Source organism: Spiroplasma endosymbiont of Dactylopius coccus (assembly GCF_977110965.1).
The window spans coordinates 563551-583676 of record NZ_OZ373019.1; the positions used below are offsets into that span (position 1 = coordinate 563551).

Annotated in this window: 21 protein-coding genes and 2 pseudogenes; 8 read left to right on the plus strand and 15 right to left on the minus strand. The window is 23.2% G+C overall.

Translation table 4 applies throughout. The features are described from left to right. Positions 1-47 precede the first annotated feature (47 nt). The 3 genes from ACXUB0_RS03565 to ACXUB0_RS03575 all read right to left on the minus strand — a co-directional run bounded on the left by ACXUB0_RS03565 (position 48) and on the right by ACXUB0_RS03575 (position 2691). Entirely contained in the window at positions 48-1598 is a 1551-nt protein-coding gene (locus tag ACXUB0_RS03565) for a hypothetical protein (protein ID WP_458257772.1), read from the minus strand. A 453-nt stretch (positions 1599-2051) separates the two neighbouring features. Continuing rightward, on the minus strand, positions 2052-2456 hold the full coding sequence (locus ACXUB0_RS03570) for a hypothetical protein (RefSeq protein ID WP_458257569.1): 405 nt from the start codon (positions 2454-2456) through the stop codon (positions 2052-2054). A gap of 52 nt (positions 2457-2508) precedes the next feature. Continuing rightward, positions 2509-2691, minus strand: coding sequence for a hypothetical protein (locus tag ACXUB0_RS03575; protein WP_458257773.1), 183 nt, complete (start codon positions 2689-2691; stop codon positions 2509-2511). Positions 2692-2941: 250 nt separating this feature from the next. On the opposite strand from ACXUB0_RS03575, the pseudogene ACXUB0_RS03580 reads away from it, so the two are divergent. The 7 genes and pseudogenes from ACXUB0_RS03580 to ACXUB0_RS03610 form a co-directional block, all read left to right on the plus strand. Then, a pseudogene (locus ACXUB0_RS03580) lies at positions 2942-3226 on the plus strand (ISNCY family transposase); the annotation flags it as partial. A 701-nt stretch (positions 3227-3927) separates the two neighbouring features. Continuing rightward, on the plus strand, positions 3928-5166 hold the full coding sequence (locus ACXUB0_RS03585) for an IS256 family transposase (protein ID WP_458257774.1): 1239 nt from the start codon (positions 3928-3930) through the stop codon (positions 5164-5166). Between the two features lie 348 nt (positions 5167-5514). Further along, positions 5515-6635 (plus strand): IS3 family transposase gene (locus ACXUB0_RS03590; protein WP_458257775.1). Its coding sequence is split into 2 segments (ribosomal slippage): positions 5515-5791 and positions 5791-6635, totalling 1122 coding nucleotides; the frame shifts between segments, so codons are not numbered across the junction. A 733-nt stretch (positions 6636-7368) separates the two neighbouring features. Next, the gene (locus tag ACXUB0_RS03595) at positions 7369-7584 is read left to right on the plus strand and encodes a hypothetical protein (RefSeq protein WP_458257776.1); all 216 of its coding nucleotides are present in this window, start codon (positions 7369-7371) and stop codon (positions 7582-7584) included. A gap of 11 nt (positions 7585-7595) precedes the next feature. Further along, entirely contained in the window at positions 7596-8357 is a 762-nt protein-coding gene (locus ACXUB0_RS03600) for a hypothetical protein (RefSeq protein ID WP_458257777.1), read from the plus strand. A gap of 1327 nt (positions 8358-9684) precedes the next feature. After that, positions 9685-10474 (plus strand): IS5 family transposase gene (locus ACXUB0_RS03605; RefSeq protein ID WP_458257778.1). Its coding sequence is split into 2 segments (ribosomal slippage): positions 9685-9945 and positions 9947-10474, totalling 789 coding nucleotides; the frame shifts between segments, so codons are not numbered across the junction. 40 nt (positions 10475-10514) lie between these two features. Continuing rightward, a complete protein-coding gene (locus tag ACXUB0_RS03610; RefSeq protein WP_458257779.1) occupies positions 10515-11054 on the plus strand; it encodes a hypothetical protein in 540 nt (179 codons plus the stop codon). Positions 11055-11110: 56 nt separating this feature from the next. On the opposite strand, the gene ACXUB0_RS03615 is transcribed toward ACXUB0_RS03610, so the two are convergent. The 11 genes from ACXUB0_RS03615 to ACXUB0_RS03665 form a co-directional block, all read right to left on the minus strand. Next, entirely contained in the window at positions 11111-12349 is a 1239-nt protein-coding gene (locus ACXUB0_RS03615; protein WP_458257780.1) for an IS256 family transposase, read from the minus strand. 72 nt (positions 12350-12421) lie between these two features. Continuing rightward, complete coding sequence (locus tag ACXUB0_RS03620) at positions 12422-13036, minus strand: ribonuclease HII (RefSeq protein WP_458257781.1); 615 nt, start codon at positions 13034-13036, stop codon at positions 12422-12424. Continuing rightward, positions 13026-13928, minus strand: coding sequence for a ribosome biogenesis GTPase YlqF (gene ylqF / locus ACXUB0_RS03625; protein WP_252319417.1), 903 nt, complete (start codon positions 13926-13928; stop codon positions 13026-13028). Before ylqF ends, ACXUB0_RS03620 begins: the two co-directional genes overlap by 11 nt. Before the next feature lie 85 nt (positions 13929-14013). Further along, positions 14014-14379 (minus strand): 50S ribosomal protein L19, encoded by a 366-nt coding sequence (gene rplS / locus ACXUB0_RS03630; RefSeq protein WP_458257782.1) that lies wholly within the window; start codon positions 14377-14379, stop codon positions 14014-14016. 3 nt (positions 14380-14382) lie between these two features. Then, positions 14383-15144 (minus strand): tRNA (guanosine(37)-N1)-methyltransferase TrmD, encoded by a 762-nt coding sequence (gene trmD / locus ACXUB0_RS03635; RefSeq protein WP_458257783.1) that lies wholly within the window; start codon positions 15142-15144, stop codon positions 14383-14385. Further along, positions 15137-15652, minus strand: coding sequence for a ribosome maturation factor RimM (gene rimM / locus ACXUB0_RS03640; protein ID WP_252319423.1), 516 nt, complete (start codon positions 15650-15652; stop codon positions 15137-15139). The genes trmD and rimM overlap by 8 nt, the downstream gene beginning before the upstream one ends. 1 nt (position 15653) lies before the next feature. Next, the gene (locus ACXUB0_RS03645; RefSeq protein WP_174481612.1) at positions 15654-15893 is read right to left on the minus strand and encodes a KH domain-containing protein; all 240 of its coding nucleotides are present in this window, start codon (positions 15891-15893) and stop codon (positions 15654-15656) included. 31 nt (positions 15894-15924) lie between these two features. Then, the gene (gene rpsP / locus ACXUB0_RS03650) at positions 15925-16299 is read right to left on the minus strand and encodes a 30S ribosomal protein S16 (protein ID WP_458257784.1); all 375 of its coding nucleotides are present in this window, start codon (positions 16297-16299) and stop codon (positions 15925-15927) included. A gap of 260 nt (positions 16300-16559) precedes the next feature. Next, on the minus strand, positions 16560-16796 hold the full coding sequence (locus ACXUB0_RS03655; protein ID WP_458257785.1) for a hypothetical protein: 237 nt from the start codon (positions 16794-16796) through the stop codon (positions 16560-16562). Between the two features lie 4 nt (positions 16797-16800). Beyond that, positions 16801-16938, minus strand: a complete 138-nt coding sequence (locus tag ACXUB0_RS03660; protein WP_458257786.1) for a hypothetical protein — start codon at positions 16936-16938, stop codon at positions 16801-16803. 232 nt (positions 16939-17170) lie between these two features. After that, positions 17171-18291, minus strand: a protein-coding gene (locus tag ACXUB0_RS03665; RefSeq protein WP_458257787.1) for an IS3 family transposase whose coding sequence is annotated in 2 segments (ribosomal slippage) — positions 17171-18015 and positions 18015-18291 — 1122 coding nt in all. Because the reading frame shifts where the segments join, the coding sequence is not laid out codon by codon here. A 76-nt stretch (positions 18292-18367) separates the two neighbouring features. Between ACXUB0_RS03665 and ACXUB0_RS03670 the strand changes: the two are divergent. After that, a pseudogene (locus ACXUB0_RS03670) lies at positions 18368-18694 on the plus strand (ISNCY family transposase); the annotation flags it as partial. A gap of 143 nt (positions 18695-18837) precedes the next feature. Here ACXUB0_RS03670 and ACXUB0_RS03675 read toward each other — a convergent pair. After that, positions 18838-19257: a hypothetical protein gene (locus tag ACXUB0_RS03675; protein ID WP_458257788.1), complete on the minus strand. Its 420-nt coding sequence runs from the start codon at positions 19255-19257 to the stop codon at positions 18838-18840. Positions 19258-20126: the final 869 nt, after the last annotated feature.

Below are 20126 nucleotides of genomic sequence, written 5' to 3' on the forward strand. Positions count from 1 at the left end.
AATATAATAAAAAAGATTTATTTTAAAATAAATCTTTTTTATTATATTTATGTTCGTGCTTTTCAATGTTGTTCTTTTGCAATATTTTTATTTCCTTTTGAAGAAATTTTAGTTTTTCAAGAAGGGTAATTTTCACCTTTACTTTTTGCATTAACAATATTCATTGGATCTAGATTATATAATTCAGTTGTTCCTTGTTGACTAGTAGGACGATGTAGAACAATAGTTCAAGAGTAAGTTTCTAAGTTATCTGCTGCGCTATAATCAGTGGTAAATGAATCACGAAACATTCAAGCACCACCATAATCTTTACGATATAATTTATCACTAACACCATCAATTATTTCCGCTTTTTCTCAAACAGCTTCAATTTGTTCTAATGTTCAATGGTGAGTAGTAACTTTTTGCACTTCGATTGTTTCTTTTTTTGTGTTTGTGTTTGTTTTCTCTATTATTGGTTGTGTTTCTTCAACAGTTATTGTTGTTGCTTGTTCATTAAAATTAGATATTTCAGATTCAGAATAACTACTGTCTTTAACATCAAAACCACCTTGATTTTTTGGTTGGTAATTAGTTTCGCTATTAATATTACTTTCTGTTGTTGGTGATTTTGAATATATTGTTGTATCTTCTACACTTGTTTTTTCAACTGTTGGTTCTGAATATATTGTTGCATTTTCGATATTATCATTTATTTCTTCTTCATTTGTAATAGATTCGGATTTAAGATTAGTAAGAGTACCTGGTGTTGGTGAAACAGTTTCGGCATGATAAGCACCTTGCGTTGGTGTTTGTCATAGTTCATGATTAGTATAATGGACAGTTGCTGTTGAAGGGTTAGTGATTATTTTTTCTTGTGTTAGATCTTGCTTAAGAACAGTATTGTTAGTTTCTTGGTTTGCTACTTGTTGTTCTTCATTATTTTGAGGTACTGGTATTGGTACGACGTTAGGAAGCGTTATCGTATCATCAACTTCTTGTTTTGCTATTACTGTTTCTTGTTTTGCTTTTGGTTTAGCAATAGGCATTAATAGTGTATTTGATTTGTATTTAGAGGTAATATTAATAATTAATCAGAGACTGTGGATTAATAAAAGTATTGCAAATAGTTCAGCCAACATTCATGGTAAAAAAGCTATTAGAAAGTTACCAGTTGTATTTATTATTTCGCCGTCTTTTTTATTAGCTAAGAAAGTAAAAGTTTTAAATCTAAAAATAAAAAATACAATAAGAAAGATAACAAATATTGCTGAAAAAATAAAACTTATTAAACAAAAAAGTGCTGATACACTATTTTTAGTTTTTAAAAAAATAAAAGGTACGACTACTAATGCTAAAGATAAACCAGAGACTATGAAAACAATAATACTTATTATATTGAAACTAATTTGTAAATTAGAATTAGGTTGTTGTGGATTATTGAATCATTTAATATAGTTATCAATTGCATCTCGACCAATAGTTGCTCATAAAGCCCAACCTATCATTAAACTCGTAGTAATTAGAAGGCCATTAATAAGAATTGTTAATTTGCTATATAGACCAATACGATAAATTTTTGGTTCTTTCACTGAACTAGAATTTATTTCCTCTATCATAAAAATACCCCAATCTATTTTTAATATACTTACTCTTTTTATAATTATATCAAATTAAAAATTAAGATAGTGTCGTGTAATTAATTGGACTGGAAAAATGAATAATATTAATATATTATTCTATTAATATTGGTTTTTTAAATAAAATAGGAGCATACCGATGTTGTCAATAATATTCAAATTTGTCTTAAAATTATAAAGTTAGACGAGAATAATTGGTGTCATTATTTAGTAAAAATTTCCTATTAGTTATCGAGTAATAATTTCCCAAAAGTGAAGTTATTTATATAACTTATAATTAATAATAATTCGATTTAAAACAGCCCTAAAAAGGGCTGTTTATTTTTTGAATACTATAAACATATAAATTTTTAAGTCGTTTGAATATGAGCAAATTTGGTGCCTTAAAATTAATTTTAAATATATAAAGATATTGCAATTGCAATATCTTTTTTATAATTTTAGTGAGTTTATTTTAAAACCCTTATAATTTTTATTTTCAAAGCTATTAATTTCAACTTCATCAAACTTTTTTATTTTTAACTTTTCTAAATTTTTGTTATAAATTTCCATTTTTAAATTTGATATTTTTTTTAATTCTTCTTTTATTGAATTAAATTTAATTTCAAAATAATTTACTTTTTGAGAAATAATTCTATGTTCATTTTCATATTTTCTTATTTCATTTCTTATTTTTAATTCATTTTTATTGTTAATATCTTGATTTGTTAAACAAGATATTTTTTTATTTATTTCTTTTTCTTTTCTTTTTTCATTATCTAGCTTTTTCTCCAAACTTCTAAATTCATTACTTAACTTAGAAATTTGATTTTGACTTTCTTGTAATTGTTTATCCATATATTAAAAATCCTTTCAAAATTAGAAACCTAATTGTTTTATTTTTAAACAATTAGGTTTCTAAAACTATTTTTAATTCATTTTTATTGTTAATATCTTGATTTGTTAAACAAGATATTTTTTTATTTATTTCTTTTTCTTTTCTTTTTTCATTATCTAGCTTTTTCTCCAAACTTCTAAATTCATTACTTAACTTAGAAATTTGATTTTGACTTTCTTGTAATTGTTTATCCATATATTAAAAATCCTTTCAAAATTAGAAACCTAATTGTTTTATTTTTAAACAATTAGGTTTCTAAAACTATTTTTAATTCATATTTATTATATTCATTAAAAATTGGTTTGTAAATAAAAAAGTTCCTATATGAAAACAAGGAACTAAATTTTTAGGGGTTATTTAGAATTTGTGTTTATTTAACAGTGTAACTTTCCAAAATAATTTAATTTTTGATAAATATTTTTGGGAAATTTTCACTCGATATTGACAAACTTTAGAAGAAGCTAATCAATTTCTTAAAACGTACATAAACTTTTTTAATAAACAGTTTGCTTTTCCTATTGATGATAATAAATCTGCTATGATTAAAGCTCCTACACAAGAAGAAATAAATATTTATCTTTCAAGATTTTCTAAAAGAAAAACAGATAGTGGTTCAACTATAACATATTATAGTAAAAAATATTTTCCTTATAAAAATAACAAAGTTCAATATATACAACCTAGAACTGATGTAATTGTACTTAAATCATTTATTAATGACTTATATCTTAGAACCTGTTTAGGATCTTTTTTAACTTATTTTTGATTAAATTAATATCATAAATGTTATTTTATAGTTGAAAAATAAATTTTTAATCGATAAGTTGTCAAATGATAAAATCTTTTTAACAAAAAAATGACAAAGAAAATAAAATGTTAATTAACTGTCAGGTTAGAAATAATTATTCCCTTTTTTAGTTTAATTATGTTTAAAAGATTCCAAACAGGTTCTTAGTTACAATAATCAAATGTATGAACTAAAAGAAATAGCTTTAAAACCAATTATCAAAGAAAATTTAATAAAAACTAAAAAAGTTTATATACCCAATAAAAATCATCCTTGAAGATATGGATATTAATAATTCCTAATTAAAGTTATATAAGATTTACATTTTGTGAATACTAAACCATATAAATTTTTAAATCATTTGTATATGAGCAAATTTGGTGACCTAAAATTGATTTTAAATATAAAAGAAATTGTAATTGCAATCTATCGTTTTTACATTTGTGGTAAGTTTGATTTATTCGGATTTATTAATAAATTATTTAAAGTTGCATTATTAATTTTATTAACATCTATATTTATTTCACTATTTGATTTTCTTATATATAATTCTTTTACTTGGTAATGTTTAGTAATCTGTGTAACTTACAAAAATAACTATGTTTAATTAATTCTATAATAAACCTAGAAAGAGTGAATTACAGATGGCTAAAAAGCAAAATATTAATAATAATGATCCAATATCAAAAGCAGTAGATTTATTATTAGAAAATACTGAAGATTTAACAACAGTTTTTAAAGAAGGAGGTTTGTATAAAGAATTAACAAAAAGATTAGTAGAAAAAATGTTGAATTCTGAGATGCAAAATTATTTAGGATATGATAAGAATCAACATAGTAATAGTGACAATGCTCGTAATGGTATAAGTTCAAAAAAATTAATAACTCAACAAGGTAAAATTGAGATTGATGTACCACGAGATCGCAATAGTAATTTTAATCCTGTAATAATTGCAAAAAGACAAAGAAGATTTGATGGTTTTGATCAACAAGTTCTTTCTTTATATGCAAAAGGTATGACATTATCAGATATTAGAATGCAATTACAAGAGTTATATCATGGTGCTGATATTAGTGAAAGTGTTATTAGTCAAATTACTGATGATGTTATTGATGATGTAAAAGCATGGCAAAATCGACCATTAGATAGTGTTTATCCGATTGTTTATTTTGATTGCATAGTAGTTAAAATACGACAAGATAAACGCATTATTAACAAATCTGTGTATATAGCTTTAGGAGTTGATTTAGAAGGTAAAAAAGATGTTTTAGGCTTATGAATTAGTGAAAATGAAAGTTCTAAATTTTGATTAGCCAATTTCACAGAAATGAAAAATCGAGGCTTAAATGATATTCTTATTGCTTGTAGTGATAATTTAACAGGAATGTCAGAAGCAATACAATCAGTTTATCCTAAAACAGAACATCAATTATGCATCGTTCATCAAATTAGAAATAGTTTGAAATATGTCTCATATAAGCATAGAAAATCTCTAGTTGCAGATTTAAAACCAATTTATACTGCATGTAGTGAAGAACAAGCAATGCAGGCTTTAGAAACATTTGAAAATAAGTGAAATAAACAATATCCTCAAATTGCTAAATCTTGATATAAAAATTGAGAAAATTTGATAGTTTTTATTAGTTATCCAACAGAAATTAAAAGAGTAATTTATACCACAAATGCTATTGAATCTGTTAATAGTCAATTACGAAAAGTTATCAGAAATAAAAAAGTTTTTCCTAATGATATGGAAGAATTGAAAATATTTTATTTAGCAATTGAAAATATAACAAAAAAATGAACAATGCCCATTCAAAATTGAAATACAGCAATTGCTCATTTTATGATAAAATTTGAAGATAGAATTAATCTTAACTAGTACTTTGTAAAACAAAGATACACAGATTTCTAAAAAGCCTCTTTTACTTTTTTAATATTTCCAAAAAATTCTTTTGATATTTTTATAAAAAAATCATTTTTTTCTTTAATTATTTTATTTTTATCAATTTTTCCAAAAGTAAATATTTTTAATATTAAATAACTAATTTTTTTAAATTTGCTAATCTTTTGTTTTTTTAAATTTTCATTAATATCAACAATAGTAGTTTGAACTAAATTAACTCTATTACTAATAATTTCTGGAGTAAATTGTGGATGGGTTACACTTTATTGGACACTAATTACGTAGACAAGTGAACAAATTAGTGAAAAGAAAGGAAGTATAATTATGGCCAATATTAACTCATATTCAGATGAATTTAAAAAACAAATAGTAACTTTATATCAAAGCGGTAAGTCAGTGTCTTGTCTTGCTAAAGAGTACAATGTTACAAGAGCAGCTACTTATAATTGAATTAAGCAATTTACTAATTCAGGTAGTTTTAAAACTAAAGATAATCGTTCTGTTGAAGAAAATGAATTAATTAAATTAAGAAAAGAATTAAAACAATTAAGAATGGAAAATGATATTTTAAAGCAAGCAGCACTAATAATAGGCAGAAAGTAGAAATTATTGCTAAAAATAAAGTTAAATATAAAATTCGCACAATGTGTCGTTTTTTGAAAATATCTAAATCAACATATTATTTTAACTTAAAGAAAAAAGAAAATAAAATCAAAAATAATATGTATGATGAAGCTGTTATTAGTGCTTTTAAAGAAAATAAAGAAGTTTATGGTACTAGAAGATTAAAAAAAATTTTAGAAAACCAAGAAATTTATTTGTCACGCAGAAAAATTAAAGAAATTATGAATAAGCATAATTTAATATCAAAATACACTAAATTATCATTCAAAAATCATCATAATAAAGTCAATAATAGTCAAATAACCAATCTTGTTAATAGAAACTTTAATAATAGGGTTAAAAATGAAGTTATTGTTAGTGATTTAACTTACGTTCAAGTTAATGGTAAATGAAACTATATTTGCCTATTAATAGACCTATTTAACCGCGAAATTATTGGACATAGTGTTGGAGTTAAAAAAGATGCATTACTAGTATATCAAGCATTTATGCAATCAAATCGATGTTTAAAAGATATCCAAATATTTCATAGTGATCGAGGTAATGAATTTAACAATAAAATTATTAATAATCTTTTATTAGCATTCAATATTACTCGATCTTTAAGCAAAAAAGGTTGTCCTTATGATAATGCTGTTGCTGAAGCAACTTTTAAAACTTTCAAAACTGAATTTATTAATGATAAAAATTTTACATCATTAATCCAATTAAAATTAGAATTATTTGATTATATCAATTGATACAACAACATAAGAATCCACAGCACTTTAAACTACTTAACTCCTATCAAATATCAAGAACAAGTGTCTACCAAAAAATAGTCCTAAAAAGTGTTGCCATTCCAATTTAATAAAATCTATATCTAATAATAATGCAAAAATTTATTCAAAAGAAGCATTTTTTAATTTATTAAAATTAAAACAAGCAAGAATTAATAAATTAAAAGTGTTTGTTTAAATTTATAAAATTTAATAAATCTAAACCTAAATAGTTAGGAATTTTTAAATTATATTAATAAAAATGTGACACAAAATACTTTATTTTTTTTAATTAATGTGTTATAATTATTATAACAATTAATAATTTATTTTATCTTTTATTTAGAGAAAATTAAATTATATCCACATTTGAAATACGTCCAAAAAAATTTAGTTTTCAATTAAAATTTGTAATTTCTAAACCTTTGAGTTTTTATATAAAAGGTTTTATGTTTTATTTTGATTTTTTAAATTTTCTTTATTTTGGTTCAACATTTAGATTTTCTTTTTTGGATTATGATGGTAATACAGAATATGATTTTAAAGGAGAAATTGATAGTCAGTTTTGTTCAAGAAATATTTATAATTTTATTACTATGCCAGTTCGTGTTCCAAATTTAAAATATTTAACTGTTGATTTTGATGTTCTTTCTACTATTGGAAATCCACAAAAGTCAATGTCACTTAAATTTGGTCAGATGAATATTTTTTCTTCCAAAGATATTAATCCAGTACCCCCAAATAGTCCTTTTAACCTGATTATGAACGAGTTATTTGATATGATTTTTTTGGTCAATTGCGTAATGCTTTTAGATGATTACTTTATGGTGTTGTTGGTAAGGTTTTACCAGTTGAACCATTAAGACAGTTTCTTTTTACAACAGATAGTTTATTACGGCATATTTTTTCAGATACTATTAGTACTGCTTTAAATGTTGATATTGTTAGTGCAATTGAAAATATTATACCTTTGTGATTATTTGTTAGAGCAATTAGTTTAATTATAGGTTAGGAGTTGAAATAATGCCTTGATATGGTTATGTGTTATTAGTTATAGGTTTGATTATAATTATTTATCCAATTTGTATAACTATTCGTAATGTTAAAATTTTAAAACGTGTAGGTAGTTATATTATTTCAGCACCACCACGTACTGGTAAATCTGCTCTTGCTTGTTGTTTAGCACAAACTCATAAGAAACGAGTAGTTAGTCCTTTTCCTATTAAATTAAAGACTGGTTATTCTTATTTGGTTAATTATAATGATGTTTTTACTTTTAATCAGTTAGCAAGTAATTATGCTTTTGAAGAACAAGATTTAATAATTTTAGATGAATTAGCATTAAAGATAAATTCTAATGATTTAGGAATGCAGTTTAAAAATCAACAAGAAAGTTTAGGACAATTTTGTAAGTTAATAGGTCATATGTTTAATGGTACAATGTATTTGATTGAACAACATCCTAATAGAATACCAGTACAAGCAAGAGAAAAAGTAGAGTATGTTGTTCAAGTCAAAAGAATGCGTGTTTTTTTATTTTTTGTTGTGTTTAATATTAATTTATATACGAATATTGAGGATTATAATAAAGTAGTGTTTTCACGTCGTAGAACAAAGAAAATGATTAAAAGAGGTATTATGCCTCCAAGTTATAGTGGTGAAGCAATGACTATGACTTTATTTTTTCCTAGACATTGGTTAAAGAGGTACAATTCTAGGGCTTTACATTATGTACATGAACTTAAAAGTGAATTGTCACCTAAGAACCTGTTTGGAATCTTTTAAACATAATTAAACTAAAAAAGGGAATAATTATTTCTAACCTGACAGTTAATTAACATTTTATTTTCTTTGTCATTTTTTTGTTAAAAAGATTTTATCATTTGACAACTTATCGATTAAAAATTTATTTTTCAACTATAAAATAACATTTATGATATTAATTTAATCAAAAATAAGTTAAAAAAGATCCTAAACAGGTTCTAAGAAATACCTTAAAGAGGCAAGTAGCATTGATATGACTTATAGTGATATTAAATCTGCTGGTTTAGAACCTGTTTGGAATCTTTTAAACATAATTAAACTAAAAAAGGGAATAATTATTTCTAACCTGACAGTTAATTAACATTTTATTTTCTTTGTCATTTTTTTGTTAAAAAGATTTTATCATTTGACAACTTATCGATTAAAAATTTATTTTTCAACTATAAAATAACATTTATGATATTAATTTAATCAAAAATAAGTTAAAAAAGATCCTAAACAGGTTCTTAGAACCTGTTTGGAATCTTTTAAACATAATTAAACTAAAAAAGGGAATAATTATTTCTAACCTGACAGTTAATTAACATTTTATTTTCTTTGTCATTTTTTTGTTAAAAAGATTTTATCATTTGACAACTTATCGATTAAAAATTTATTTTTCAACTATAAAATAACATTTATGATATTAATTTAATCAAAAATAAGTTAAAAAAGATCCTAAACAGGTTCTTAGAACCTGTTTAGAATCTTTTAAACATAATTAAACTAAAAAAGGGAATAATTATTTCTAACCTGACAGTTAATTAACATTTTATTTTCTTTGTCATTTTTTTGTTAAAAAGATTTTATCATTTGACAACTTATCGATTAAAAATTTATTTTTCAACTATAAAATAACATTTATGATATTAATTTAATCAAAAATAAGTTAAAAAAGATCCTAAACAGGTTCTTAGAACCTGTTTGGAATCTTTTAAACATAATTAAACTAAAAAAGGGAATAATTATTTCTAACCTGACAGTTAATTAACATTTTATTTTCTTTGTCATTTTTTTGTTAAAAAGATTTTATCATTTGACAACTTATCGATTAAAAATTTATTTTTCAACTATAAAATAACATTTATGATATTAATTTAATCAAAAATAAGTTAAAAAAGATCCTAAACAGGTTCTTAGATAAATTAGATAATATTTTAAAGAAAAAGGGAGATAAAAATTAAAAAATGGCCGGAACCAACAAAGAACCTTTTGTTGGGTTGGCCGCGGGGTTTAGCCCCGCTGGGGTGAGTTGCGAAGCAACGAGGGGCAAAGCCCCTATAACTTGATTTTAAGATAAGGGGTATATATGCATAAAAATTATCCAAGTCATGTTACTAAAGAACAATTTGAGAACATAAGATCAATTTTAGAAAATAGCAAAAAGAAAACAAAACCAAGAAATTTAGATTTATATGAAGTATTTTGTGCAGTTTTATATGTATTAAAAAGTGGATGTCAATGAAGAATGTTACCAAAAAATTTTCCAAAATGACAAACTGTATATTATTATTTTCAAATTTGAAGTAAAAATAGTGATAAAGAACCTAGCACTTGACAAGTAATTTTAAAAAAAATTAGTTAGAAAAGTTCGTATCAATAATGGTAGAAAAGAACAAACTAGTTTTTGTATAATTGATTCACAAAGTGTTAAGAACACAGATACTGCTAAAAATAAAGGTTATGATACTGGTAAAAAAATTTCAGGAATAAAGCGTCATATTGCTGTTGATTCTCAAGGTTTACCACATACAATTTACATAACCACAGCAGAAAAAACAGATCGTAACAGTGCTATAATAATGATTGAAAATGAAAAAGAAAATTTATCTAAAGTTCAAAAAATACTAGTAGATTCTGGTTATACTGGTGAAAAATTTGCTTTTAAAATCAAAACAATCATAAATGCAAATGTTGAAGTTATCAAACGTAATGAATTACATTCTTTTGTATTATTGCCAAAAAGATGAGTTGTAGAACAAAGTTTTGCATGATTAGAAAAATGCAGAAGATTATGAAAAAATTGTGAAAGAAAATTAAATACTAGCTTACAAATGGTTGTTCTTTCCTTTATTTCAATTTTATTAAAAAGATTTTAAACAGGTTCTTAAAAAAATATATAAAGAAATATTTTCAACTATGTTAGTAATTGATAATAAAGATAATAAATTTTGTTTTAAAATAAATATAATTAAAACTTCTAATAAAATTAGACAAAAATACAATATTAAAAATGAAATAATCAATGACTTATTATTACCATATAAAAATGTTACTAGTTATTCTACTGAATTATTTCCACTACACTATTTATTAGAAAATATTAGCAAAGGCATTATTAACAATAATGCCTTTCAAAAAATATTAAATAAAAATATAATAAATAAAATAGAAAAAATCTATAAAAAATATCAAGATTTTGACCATGATTTTCAAAAAAGATTCTTTTATTTAGAAGTTGCCTATAATATTACAACACCTACAAGCCAATTAGAAAAGAATTTACAAAAACATGGACTTCAATCATTTAAAAATATTTTGATAAATCAAGGAACTAAACCAATTAAAGAAATTTTTAATATTCAAAATAATAAAATATTAGCAACAGATATAAATAAATTAGATAATAACTTATTACCAGTAAATAATTGTAATAATAAAAGTTTCTCTATTATATAATTCCGCTATATTTTTGAGGCTTTTTAGAAATCTGTGTATCTTTGTTTTACAAAGTACTAGTTAAGATTAATTCTATCTTCAAATTTTATCATAAAATGAGCAATTGCTGTATTTCAATTTTGAATGGGCATTGTTCATTTTTTTGTTATATTTTCAATTGCTAAATAAAATATTTTCAATTCTTCCATATCATTAGGAAAAACTTTTTTATTTCTGATAACTTTTCGTAATTGACTATTAACAGATTCAATAGCATTTGTGGTATAAATTACTCTTTTAATTTCTGTTGGATAACTAATAAAAACTATCAAATTTTCTCAATTTTTATATCAAGATTTAGCAATTTGAGGATATTGTTTATTTCACTTATTTTCAAATGTTTCTAAAGCCTGCATTGCTTGTTCTTCACTACATGCAGTATAAATTGCTTTTAAATCTGCAACTAGAGATTTTCTATGCTTATATGAGACATATTTCAAACTATTTCTAATTTGATGAACGATGCATAATTGATGTTCTGTTTTAGGATAAACTGATTGTATTGCTTCTGACATTCCTGTTAAATTATCACTACAAGCAATAAGAATATCATTTAAGCCTCGATTTTTCATTTCTGTGAAATTGGCTAATCAAAATTTAGAACTTTCATTTTCACTAATTCATAAGCCTAAAACATCTTTTTTACCTTCTAAATCAACTCCTAAAGCTATATACACAGATTTGTTAATAATGCGTTTATCTTGTCGTATTTTAACTACTATGCAATCAAAATAAACAATCGGATAAATACTATCTAATGGTCGATTTTGCCATGCTTTTACATCATTAATAACATCATCAGTAATTTGACTAATAACACTTTCACTAATATCAGCACCATGATATAACTCTTGTAATTGCATTCTAATATCTGATAATGTCATACCTTTTGCATATAAAGAAAGAACTTGTTGATCAAAACCATCAAATCTTCTTTGTCTTTTTGCAATTATTACAGGATTAAAATTACTATTGCGATCTCGTGGTACATCAATCTCAATTTTACCTTGTTGAGTTATTAATTTTTTTGAACTTATACCATTACGAGCATTGTCACTATTACTATGTTGATTCTTATCATATCCTAAATAATTTTGCATCTCAGAATTCAACATTTTTTCTACTAATCTTTTTGTTAATTCTTTATACAAACCTCCCTCTTTAAAAACTGTTGTTAAATCTTCAGTATTTTCTAATAATAAATCTACTGCTTTTGATATTGGATCATTATTATTAATATTTTGCTTTTTAGCCATCTGTAATTCACTCTTTCTAGGTTTATTATAGAATTAATTAAACATAGTTATTTTTGTAAGTTACACAGATTACTAAACATTACCATATTTTTTAACGGGCGCACAACTAATACGATGAATATCACAAATACCATAATTTTGTAATGCTATCTGATGATTTTTTGTATAATACCCTTTATGATTTTTAAACCCATAATTAGGATATTGAGTATCATAATCAATCATAATTTTATCTCTTACTACTTTAGCAATAATCGAAGCGCTAGCAATATTAAGTGATTTTTGATCACCTTTAACTATTGCTTCAACTTTTCCTAGAAAATTAGGAAATTGCGGTTTTTCAAAATCAACTAAACACACATCAGGTACTATTTTTAATTTATTAAATGCTTCTATCATTGCTAAAATACTAGTCTGCTTAGGATTATGAATATTAACAAATTGATGACTTTTAATACTAACAGCAACTGTTAGTGCATTATCAATTATAATTTGATACATTGCTATTCGTTGTTTTGCTGATAATTGTTTTGAATCTTTAATTAAAGGATGATTAAAGTTTTGTTTAAGAATAACGCTTGCAACAACAATTGGTCCTGCAATAGCTCCCCTTCCCACTTCATCAAAACCAGCAATTAATGTTCCTGATGAATAATTATCAATTTCGTATCGTAAACTACTTTTCATGTTTTAAAATCTTAGGTGGTATTTCAAATGAAATTAATCCTAGTTTCCCTACTTGTAAATCATTAATAAATAAATTCATGGCACGATGAGTATTATCTTCATCATTAGCCAATTTTAAATGATATTTTTGTGCTAATTTCTTAAAATAAAGAAATAATGTTTCATCATTAATATTTTTAATTTCAAAATTAATATTATAATATTTTACTAATCTTTCATAATAATTCTCAAGTAAAAATGTTAAAGCAAAATTAGCCATTTCTTCTAAAAATAAATGTTTAACAGGAATTGCTTTAATTAAAGCTAAAATCATTACTACTTTTTGATCATTCATTTTTGGTGGTAAAATACCAGGACTATCTAACAAATCAATCGTTGGATTTAATTTAATTCATTGTTGACCTCTAGTAACACCAGGTATATTAGCAGTTTGTGTTACTTTACGTTGTAATAAATTATTGATAAATGTTGATTTACCCGTATTTGGTAATCCCATAATTAATACCTTAATTTTTGGATTAACAATACCTTTTGCCAATTCTTTTTCCATTTGTGGTTCCATTAATTTAGTAATTAAATTTAACAACTGCGGTTTCATTTTTGTAGTTAATGATTTTGCCAATAAAACAGAAAAACCTTGACTTTCAAAAAAAGTAACTCATTCTTTAGTAAAATTATCATCTGCTAAATCAACTTTGTTAAGAACAATAATTCTTATTTTTTTCTCTAATAAACGATCTAATAAAGTACTTTTTGTTGCTAATGGTGCTCGTGCATCTAAAACTTCAATTGCAACATCAATAATTGGTAACTTAGTTTCAATTGCTTTAATGGCTTTCATCATATGACCAGGGAATCAATGAATTTGATTATGGGTACTTTCATTAGGCATTTTTTTAACTCCTTTAATACATTTTATTATTATTTTATATCAATTTAGAAAACCACCATTGATTTTAATAACGGTGGTTTAATTATTATTTAACGGGTTTTACTGTTTTAATTTCTTTAATTCTAGCAGCTTTACCGCTTAATTTACGTAAGTAGAAAATACGTGCTTTTCTTACTTTACCCTTACGAATAACGTTAATTTTATCAATTAATGGTGAATGTAAAGCAAATGTTTTTTCGACACCTTTACCACCAACAGTTTTACGAACAATAACATTTTGCGTAATTCCTGAACCTTTGCGAGCAATAACTACTCCTTCAAACATTTGAATACGTTCTTTTTTTTCTTCTTTAATTTTAGAAAAAACTTGGATTGTATCTCCAGATTTAAAATTAGGAAGATTATGATTTAGTTGACTTTCGCTAACTAATTTAATAATTGCATTTTGCATGTTTTATTTCTCCTTTCGTTTATTTTTTTTAACTGAAAATTTATATTCTTCAATTATTATTTTATCTTTTGCAGATAATTGATATTTTTTAAATAAATCAATTCTTTTTTTATAAGTATTAATTAATGCTTGTTGATGACGATATTCTGCTATCTTTTCATGGTGACCACCAATTAAAACTTCTGGAACTTTCATACCTAGTACTTCTTCTGGTCTTGTATATGTTGGATAATCCAATAATGAGTTATTAAAAGAATCATTAAGATGAGATTGATGTTGAATAACATTAGGAATTAACCTAGTAATACAATCAATAATAACCATTGCTGGTAATTCACCACCAGTTAATACATAATCACCAATTGAAATCTCTTCATCAATATAAGACATAATGCGTTCATCAATACCTTCGTAATGACCACAAACTAAAATATAATTAATATTTTTTTGACTATATTTATAAGCTAATTGTTGATTTCATTGTTGACCTTGTGGACTAAGTAAAATTGTTTTAGCCTCAGGATATTTAAGTTTTACGCTATTAATAGCATTAATTACTGGCATTGCTTGTAAAACCATACCATTGCCACCACCATAAGGAGCATCATCAACTTGTTGGTGTTTATTATTAGCAAAACTTCTAATATCAATAATATCAATGCTAATTTGTTTTTTAGTAATAGCTCGTTTGATGATTGATGTTTGCATAAAATCATTAAAAGCATTGGGAAATAAAGTTATAATTGTGAATTGGTTTTTAGTCATTATTAATTAATCCTTCAATAATATTAAAATAAACTTTTTGTTCTTCTTTATTAATTTTATTAATAAATACTTTATTATTAGGAATAAAAAAGGTTTTTTTATTAGTCATTTTTATTTCTCATAAACCTTGATGATTATTATCTAAGAAAGCAATAACTTTTCCTAAAAAAGCATTATTATTAGCATCAAATGCTTCATAATTTAGAATATCTTCATAAAATCAAGGTAAGTTGTCATTAATTATTTCTTCAGTATTAATAACTAAATTTTTATTTTTCATACCTTCTACTAACTCAATAGTATTATAATTTTCAAATGTTAATAATAAAAACTGCTTATGATTTCTTACTCTTGAAATAATTAAAGGTGTTAGTTGTTTAGTTTCTTCTAAATAAACTGTTGTTTTTTCTTTTCATGAAAATTTATTACCATAATAATTACATAAAACCTTAACTTCACCAATAAGACCATGAGTATTAACAATAGTACCTAACTCTAAATATTTCATCTTAAAACTCATTAATTACTAATTTAATAGTATTGTTTTCTAAATATGCTTTGCTTTCAATAATTGTTGATAATGCACGAATAGTATTTCCTTTTTTACCAATCAATACTGATATTAATGATTTTGGTACCATTAATATTAAATCATAGTGATTTTTTTCTACTAATTCGCGAATCTCAACTTCACAAATTTTATCAAGTAAAATTGGTTCAATTAAACGTTCTAACAATGTTACATACATATTAATTAATCACTTGTAGCATATTTTAATATTAAGTAGCGGGTGCTTCTTCTTTTTTAATAGAATCAGTAGTAGCAGTTTTTTTATTTTTTACAGTAACTTTTTTTGTTATTTTTTTAGGTTTGCTACTTTTTCTATCTTGTCTTAAATTATGAAATTTAGTCATAATTCCTTCTGTTGATAATAAACTACGAACAGTTTCTGTTGGTTGAGCACCATTTGATAAAAATTTTAATGCTTTTACTTCATCAATAGTTACTTGTTTTTCTTTGCTTGTTGGATTATAAGTACCTAATTTATCAATATATCTACCATTAAGTTTTTTTCTTGCATCAATCGCAACAATTCTGTAACTAGGTTGCACTGATTTACTTTTTCCTGTTGGTATTAAGCGTAATTTAACCATAAATTACCTCCTTCTATTAATTTGTGGCAAATAAACCTTTTTAATAATATCTTATTCACATAATGATGTCAAGTTAAAATACTTAACAGATAAAAAGATTTTAAAATAATAATTTCTTTATTTTTACTAAGTTACATATTTTTTCTAAATAAATAAGTTTTTCTATTAAAAACACTTACTGATGTAAGTATTTAAATAATTTATTTATTAATATTTAATTATTAAAATTAACAATTATTTTAATAACTATATTTATCTATTTACATTTTTGGCAAAATTGGTTTACTAAAAATACTGGTTGATTGAGAACTTACATCATCATCATTAATAAATGGATTTAATTTTTCTGGATAAGAAGATTCTTCACTATCGCTACTTGCATTTGAATCAAAACCACTATCTTGTGAACAAAATGAACTTCTTTTTTTACTTAGTACTTCAATTGCTTCCTCTGCAATTTCACATTCAGGTTCATTATTAGCTTTTTCACTGAGCATTTTTTTAAAATTCTTCTTCTAAAATGTCAACTTCTGCAAGAACACTAGTTATTTCAAACATATTTTTCTTTAGTTTTTCAATCAAAATAGTAGTTTTTTCTTGTTTTAGTTTTTCATTTTCTAATTCTTTCCCTTTTATCAATTCTTCATTATTAATTTTATAATTTTCTAATTCTTCTTGTTGAACTGTTATTTTTTTATTTCAATCTCAAAAACCAAAAGTAATAGTTTTTAAAAAATTATTTTTTCATTTAGTAATTTTTTTATTATTTAAACTTGCAATAATAATACTATATTTATTATTGACTACTAAATAATTATCAATAGTCTGTTGATTTTGATCTAAAATTTTGGAATGGCAACACTTTTTAGGACTATTTTTTGGTAGACACTTGTTCTTGATATTTGATAGGAGTTAAGTAGTTTAAAGTGCTGTGGATTCTTATGTTGTTGTATCAATTGATATAATCAAATAATTCTAATTTTAATTGGATTAATGATGTAAAATTTTTATCACTAATAAATTCAGTTTTGAAAGTTTTAAAAGTTGCTTCAGCAACAGCATTATCATAAGGACAACCTTTTTTGCTTAAAGATCGAGTAATATTGAATGCTAATAAAAGATTATTAATAATTTTATTGTTAAATTCATTACCTCGATCACTATGAAATATTTGGATATCTTTTAAACAGCGATTTGATTGCATAAATGCTTGATATACTAGTAATGCATCTTTTTTAACTCCAACACTATGTCCAATAATTTCGCGGTTAAATAGGTCTATTAATAGGCAAATATAGTTTCATTTACCATTAACTTGAACGTAAGTTAAATCACTAACAATAACTTCATTTTTAACCCTATTATTAAAGTTTCTATTAACAAGATTGGTTATTTGACTATTATTGACTTTATTATGATGATTTTTGAATGATAATTTAGTGTATTTTGATATTAAATTATGCTTATTCATAATTTCTTTAATTTTTCTGCGTGATAAATAAATTTCTTGGTTTTCTAAAATTTTTTTTAATCTTCTAGTACCATAAACTTCTTTATTTTCTTTAAAAGCACTAATAACAGCTTCATCATACATATTATTTTTGATTTTATTTTCTTTTTTCTTTAAGTTAAAATAATATGTTGATTTAGATATTTTCAAAAAACGACACATTGTGCGAATTTTATATTTAACTTTATTTTTAGCAATAATTTCTACTTTCTGCCTATTATTAGTGCTGCTTGCTTTAAAATATCATTTTCCATTCTTAATTGTTTTAATTCTTTTCTTAATTTAATTAATTCATTTTCTTCAACAGAACGATTATCTTTAGTTTTAAAACTACCTGAATTAGTAAATTGCTTAATTCAATTATAAGTAGCTGCTCTTGTAACATTGTACTCTTTAGCAAGACAAGACACTGACTTACCGCTTTGATATAAAGCTACTATTTGTTTTTTAAATTCATCTGAATATGAGTTAATATTGGCCATAATTATACTTCCTTTCTTTTCACTAATTTGTTCACTTGTCTACGTAATTAGTGTCCAATAAAGTGTAACCCATCCAAAATCTGCTATGATTAAAGCTCCTACACAAGAAGAAATAAATATTTATCTTTCAAGATTTTCTAAAAGAAAAACAGATAGTGGTTCAACTATAACATATTATAGTAAAAAATATTTTCCTTATAAAAATAACAAAGTTCAATATATACAACCTAGAACTGATGTAATTGTACTTAAATCATTTATTAATGACTTATATCTTAGTTACAATAATCAAATGTATGAACTAAAAGAAATAGCTTTAAAACCAATTATCAAAGAAAATTTAATAAAAACTAAAAAAGTTTATATACCCAATAAAAATCATCCTTGAAGATATGGATATTAATAATTCCTAATTAAAGTTATATAAGATTTACATTTTGTGAATACTAAACCATATAAATTTTTAAATCATTTGTATATGAGCAAATTTGGTGACCTAAAATTGATTTTAAATATAAAAGAAATTGTAATTGCAATCTATCGTTTTTACATTTGTGGTAAGTTTGATTTATTCGGATTTATTAATAAATTATTTAAAGTTGCATTATTAATTTTATTAACATCTATATTTATTTCACTATTTGATTTTCTTATATATAATTCTTTTACTTTTTTAATATTTCCAAAAAGTTCTTTTGATATTTTTATAAAAAAATCATTTTTTTCTTTAATTATTTTATTTTTATCAATTTTTCCAAAAGTAAATATTTTTAATATTAAATAACTAATTTTTTTAAATTTGCTAATCTTTTGTTTTTTTAAATTTTCATTAATATCAACAATAGTAGTTTGAGCTAAATTAACTCTATTACTAATAATTTCTCGAGTAAATTGATTTTTATCAATGATTATTTTTATCAATTCTTTATTAATTCATTCATATTCTTCTTGTAAATTTTTATTCATTTTTTCATCCTTTCAAAATAAAAACTCATTTACTTTGAAATTAAAGCAATGAGTTAAAAACTTATATTAAGTTTAATTAAATTATACAAAAAAATTCCTATATTAAAAACAGGAATTAAAATTTTAAAGGTTATTTGGAATTTGTGTTTATTTAACAGTGTAACTTTCCAAAATAATTTAATTTTTTGATAAATATTTTTAGGAAATTTTCATTCGATATTGACAAATTTATTTATTTTTCATAAAATTAGTTTTTTTTACTCTTATTAAAGTCAAAATACTATAATTTTAATAATCTATTTTATAATTAATTTATAGTAAAAAATGCTTTTAATTAATAATTATCGCTAATACTAAAGTTTTTTATTACAATTAATAATAATTTCCAAAAAGAAGAAGTTTCAAATATTATGTGTTAGAATAAGAATACAAGATTCACACTATCACATCTTGTCCCATAAGTGTTTAACTAAGTTTTTGATTATAAAATTAATATTTAAAAAATTAGAAAAAATATAAAAGTTTATAAAAACTTGCATAACAAATTATACTTATTTAAAAATTATTAGACTCCCTTGTATAAAGAATTTGAGATAAAATATGAGCATTACTTCAATTTTAAAGTATATGTTGATGTTATATAAATATAATAATAGTAACCTACTTTAAAATCATTAAATAATTTTAAAAATAACATTTTAGAATTTAAAGTTAATAATATTTTTTAACTCATTTAAAAAATTATTAAAATTGGTAATTTTTACTAAAATTTAAAAAAGTCATTTATAATAATAGGAGATTAAAAGAGATAACTGACTTTTAAAATATATTTTAATTAAAAGTTATCAAATTATAAAAGAAAGTTAGGT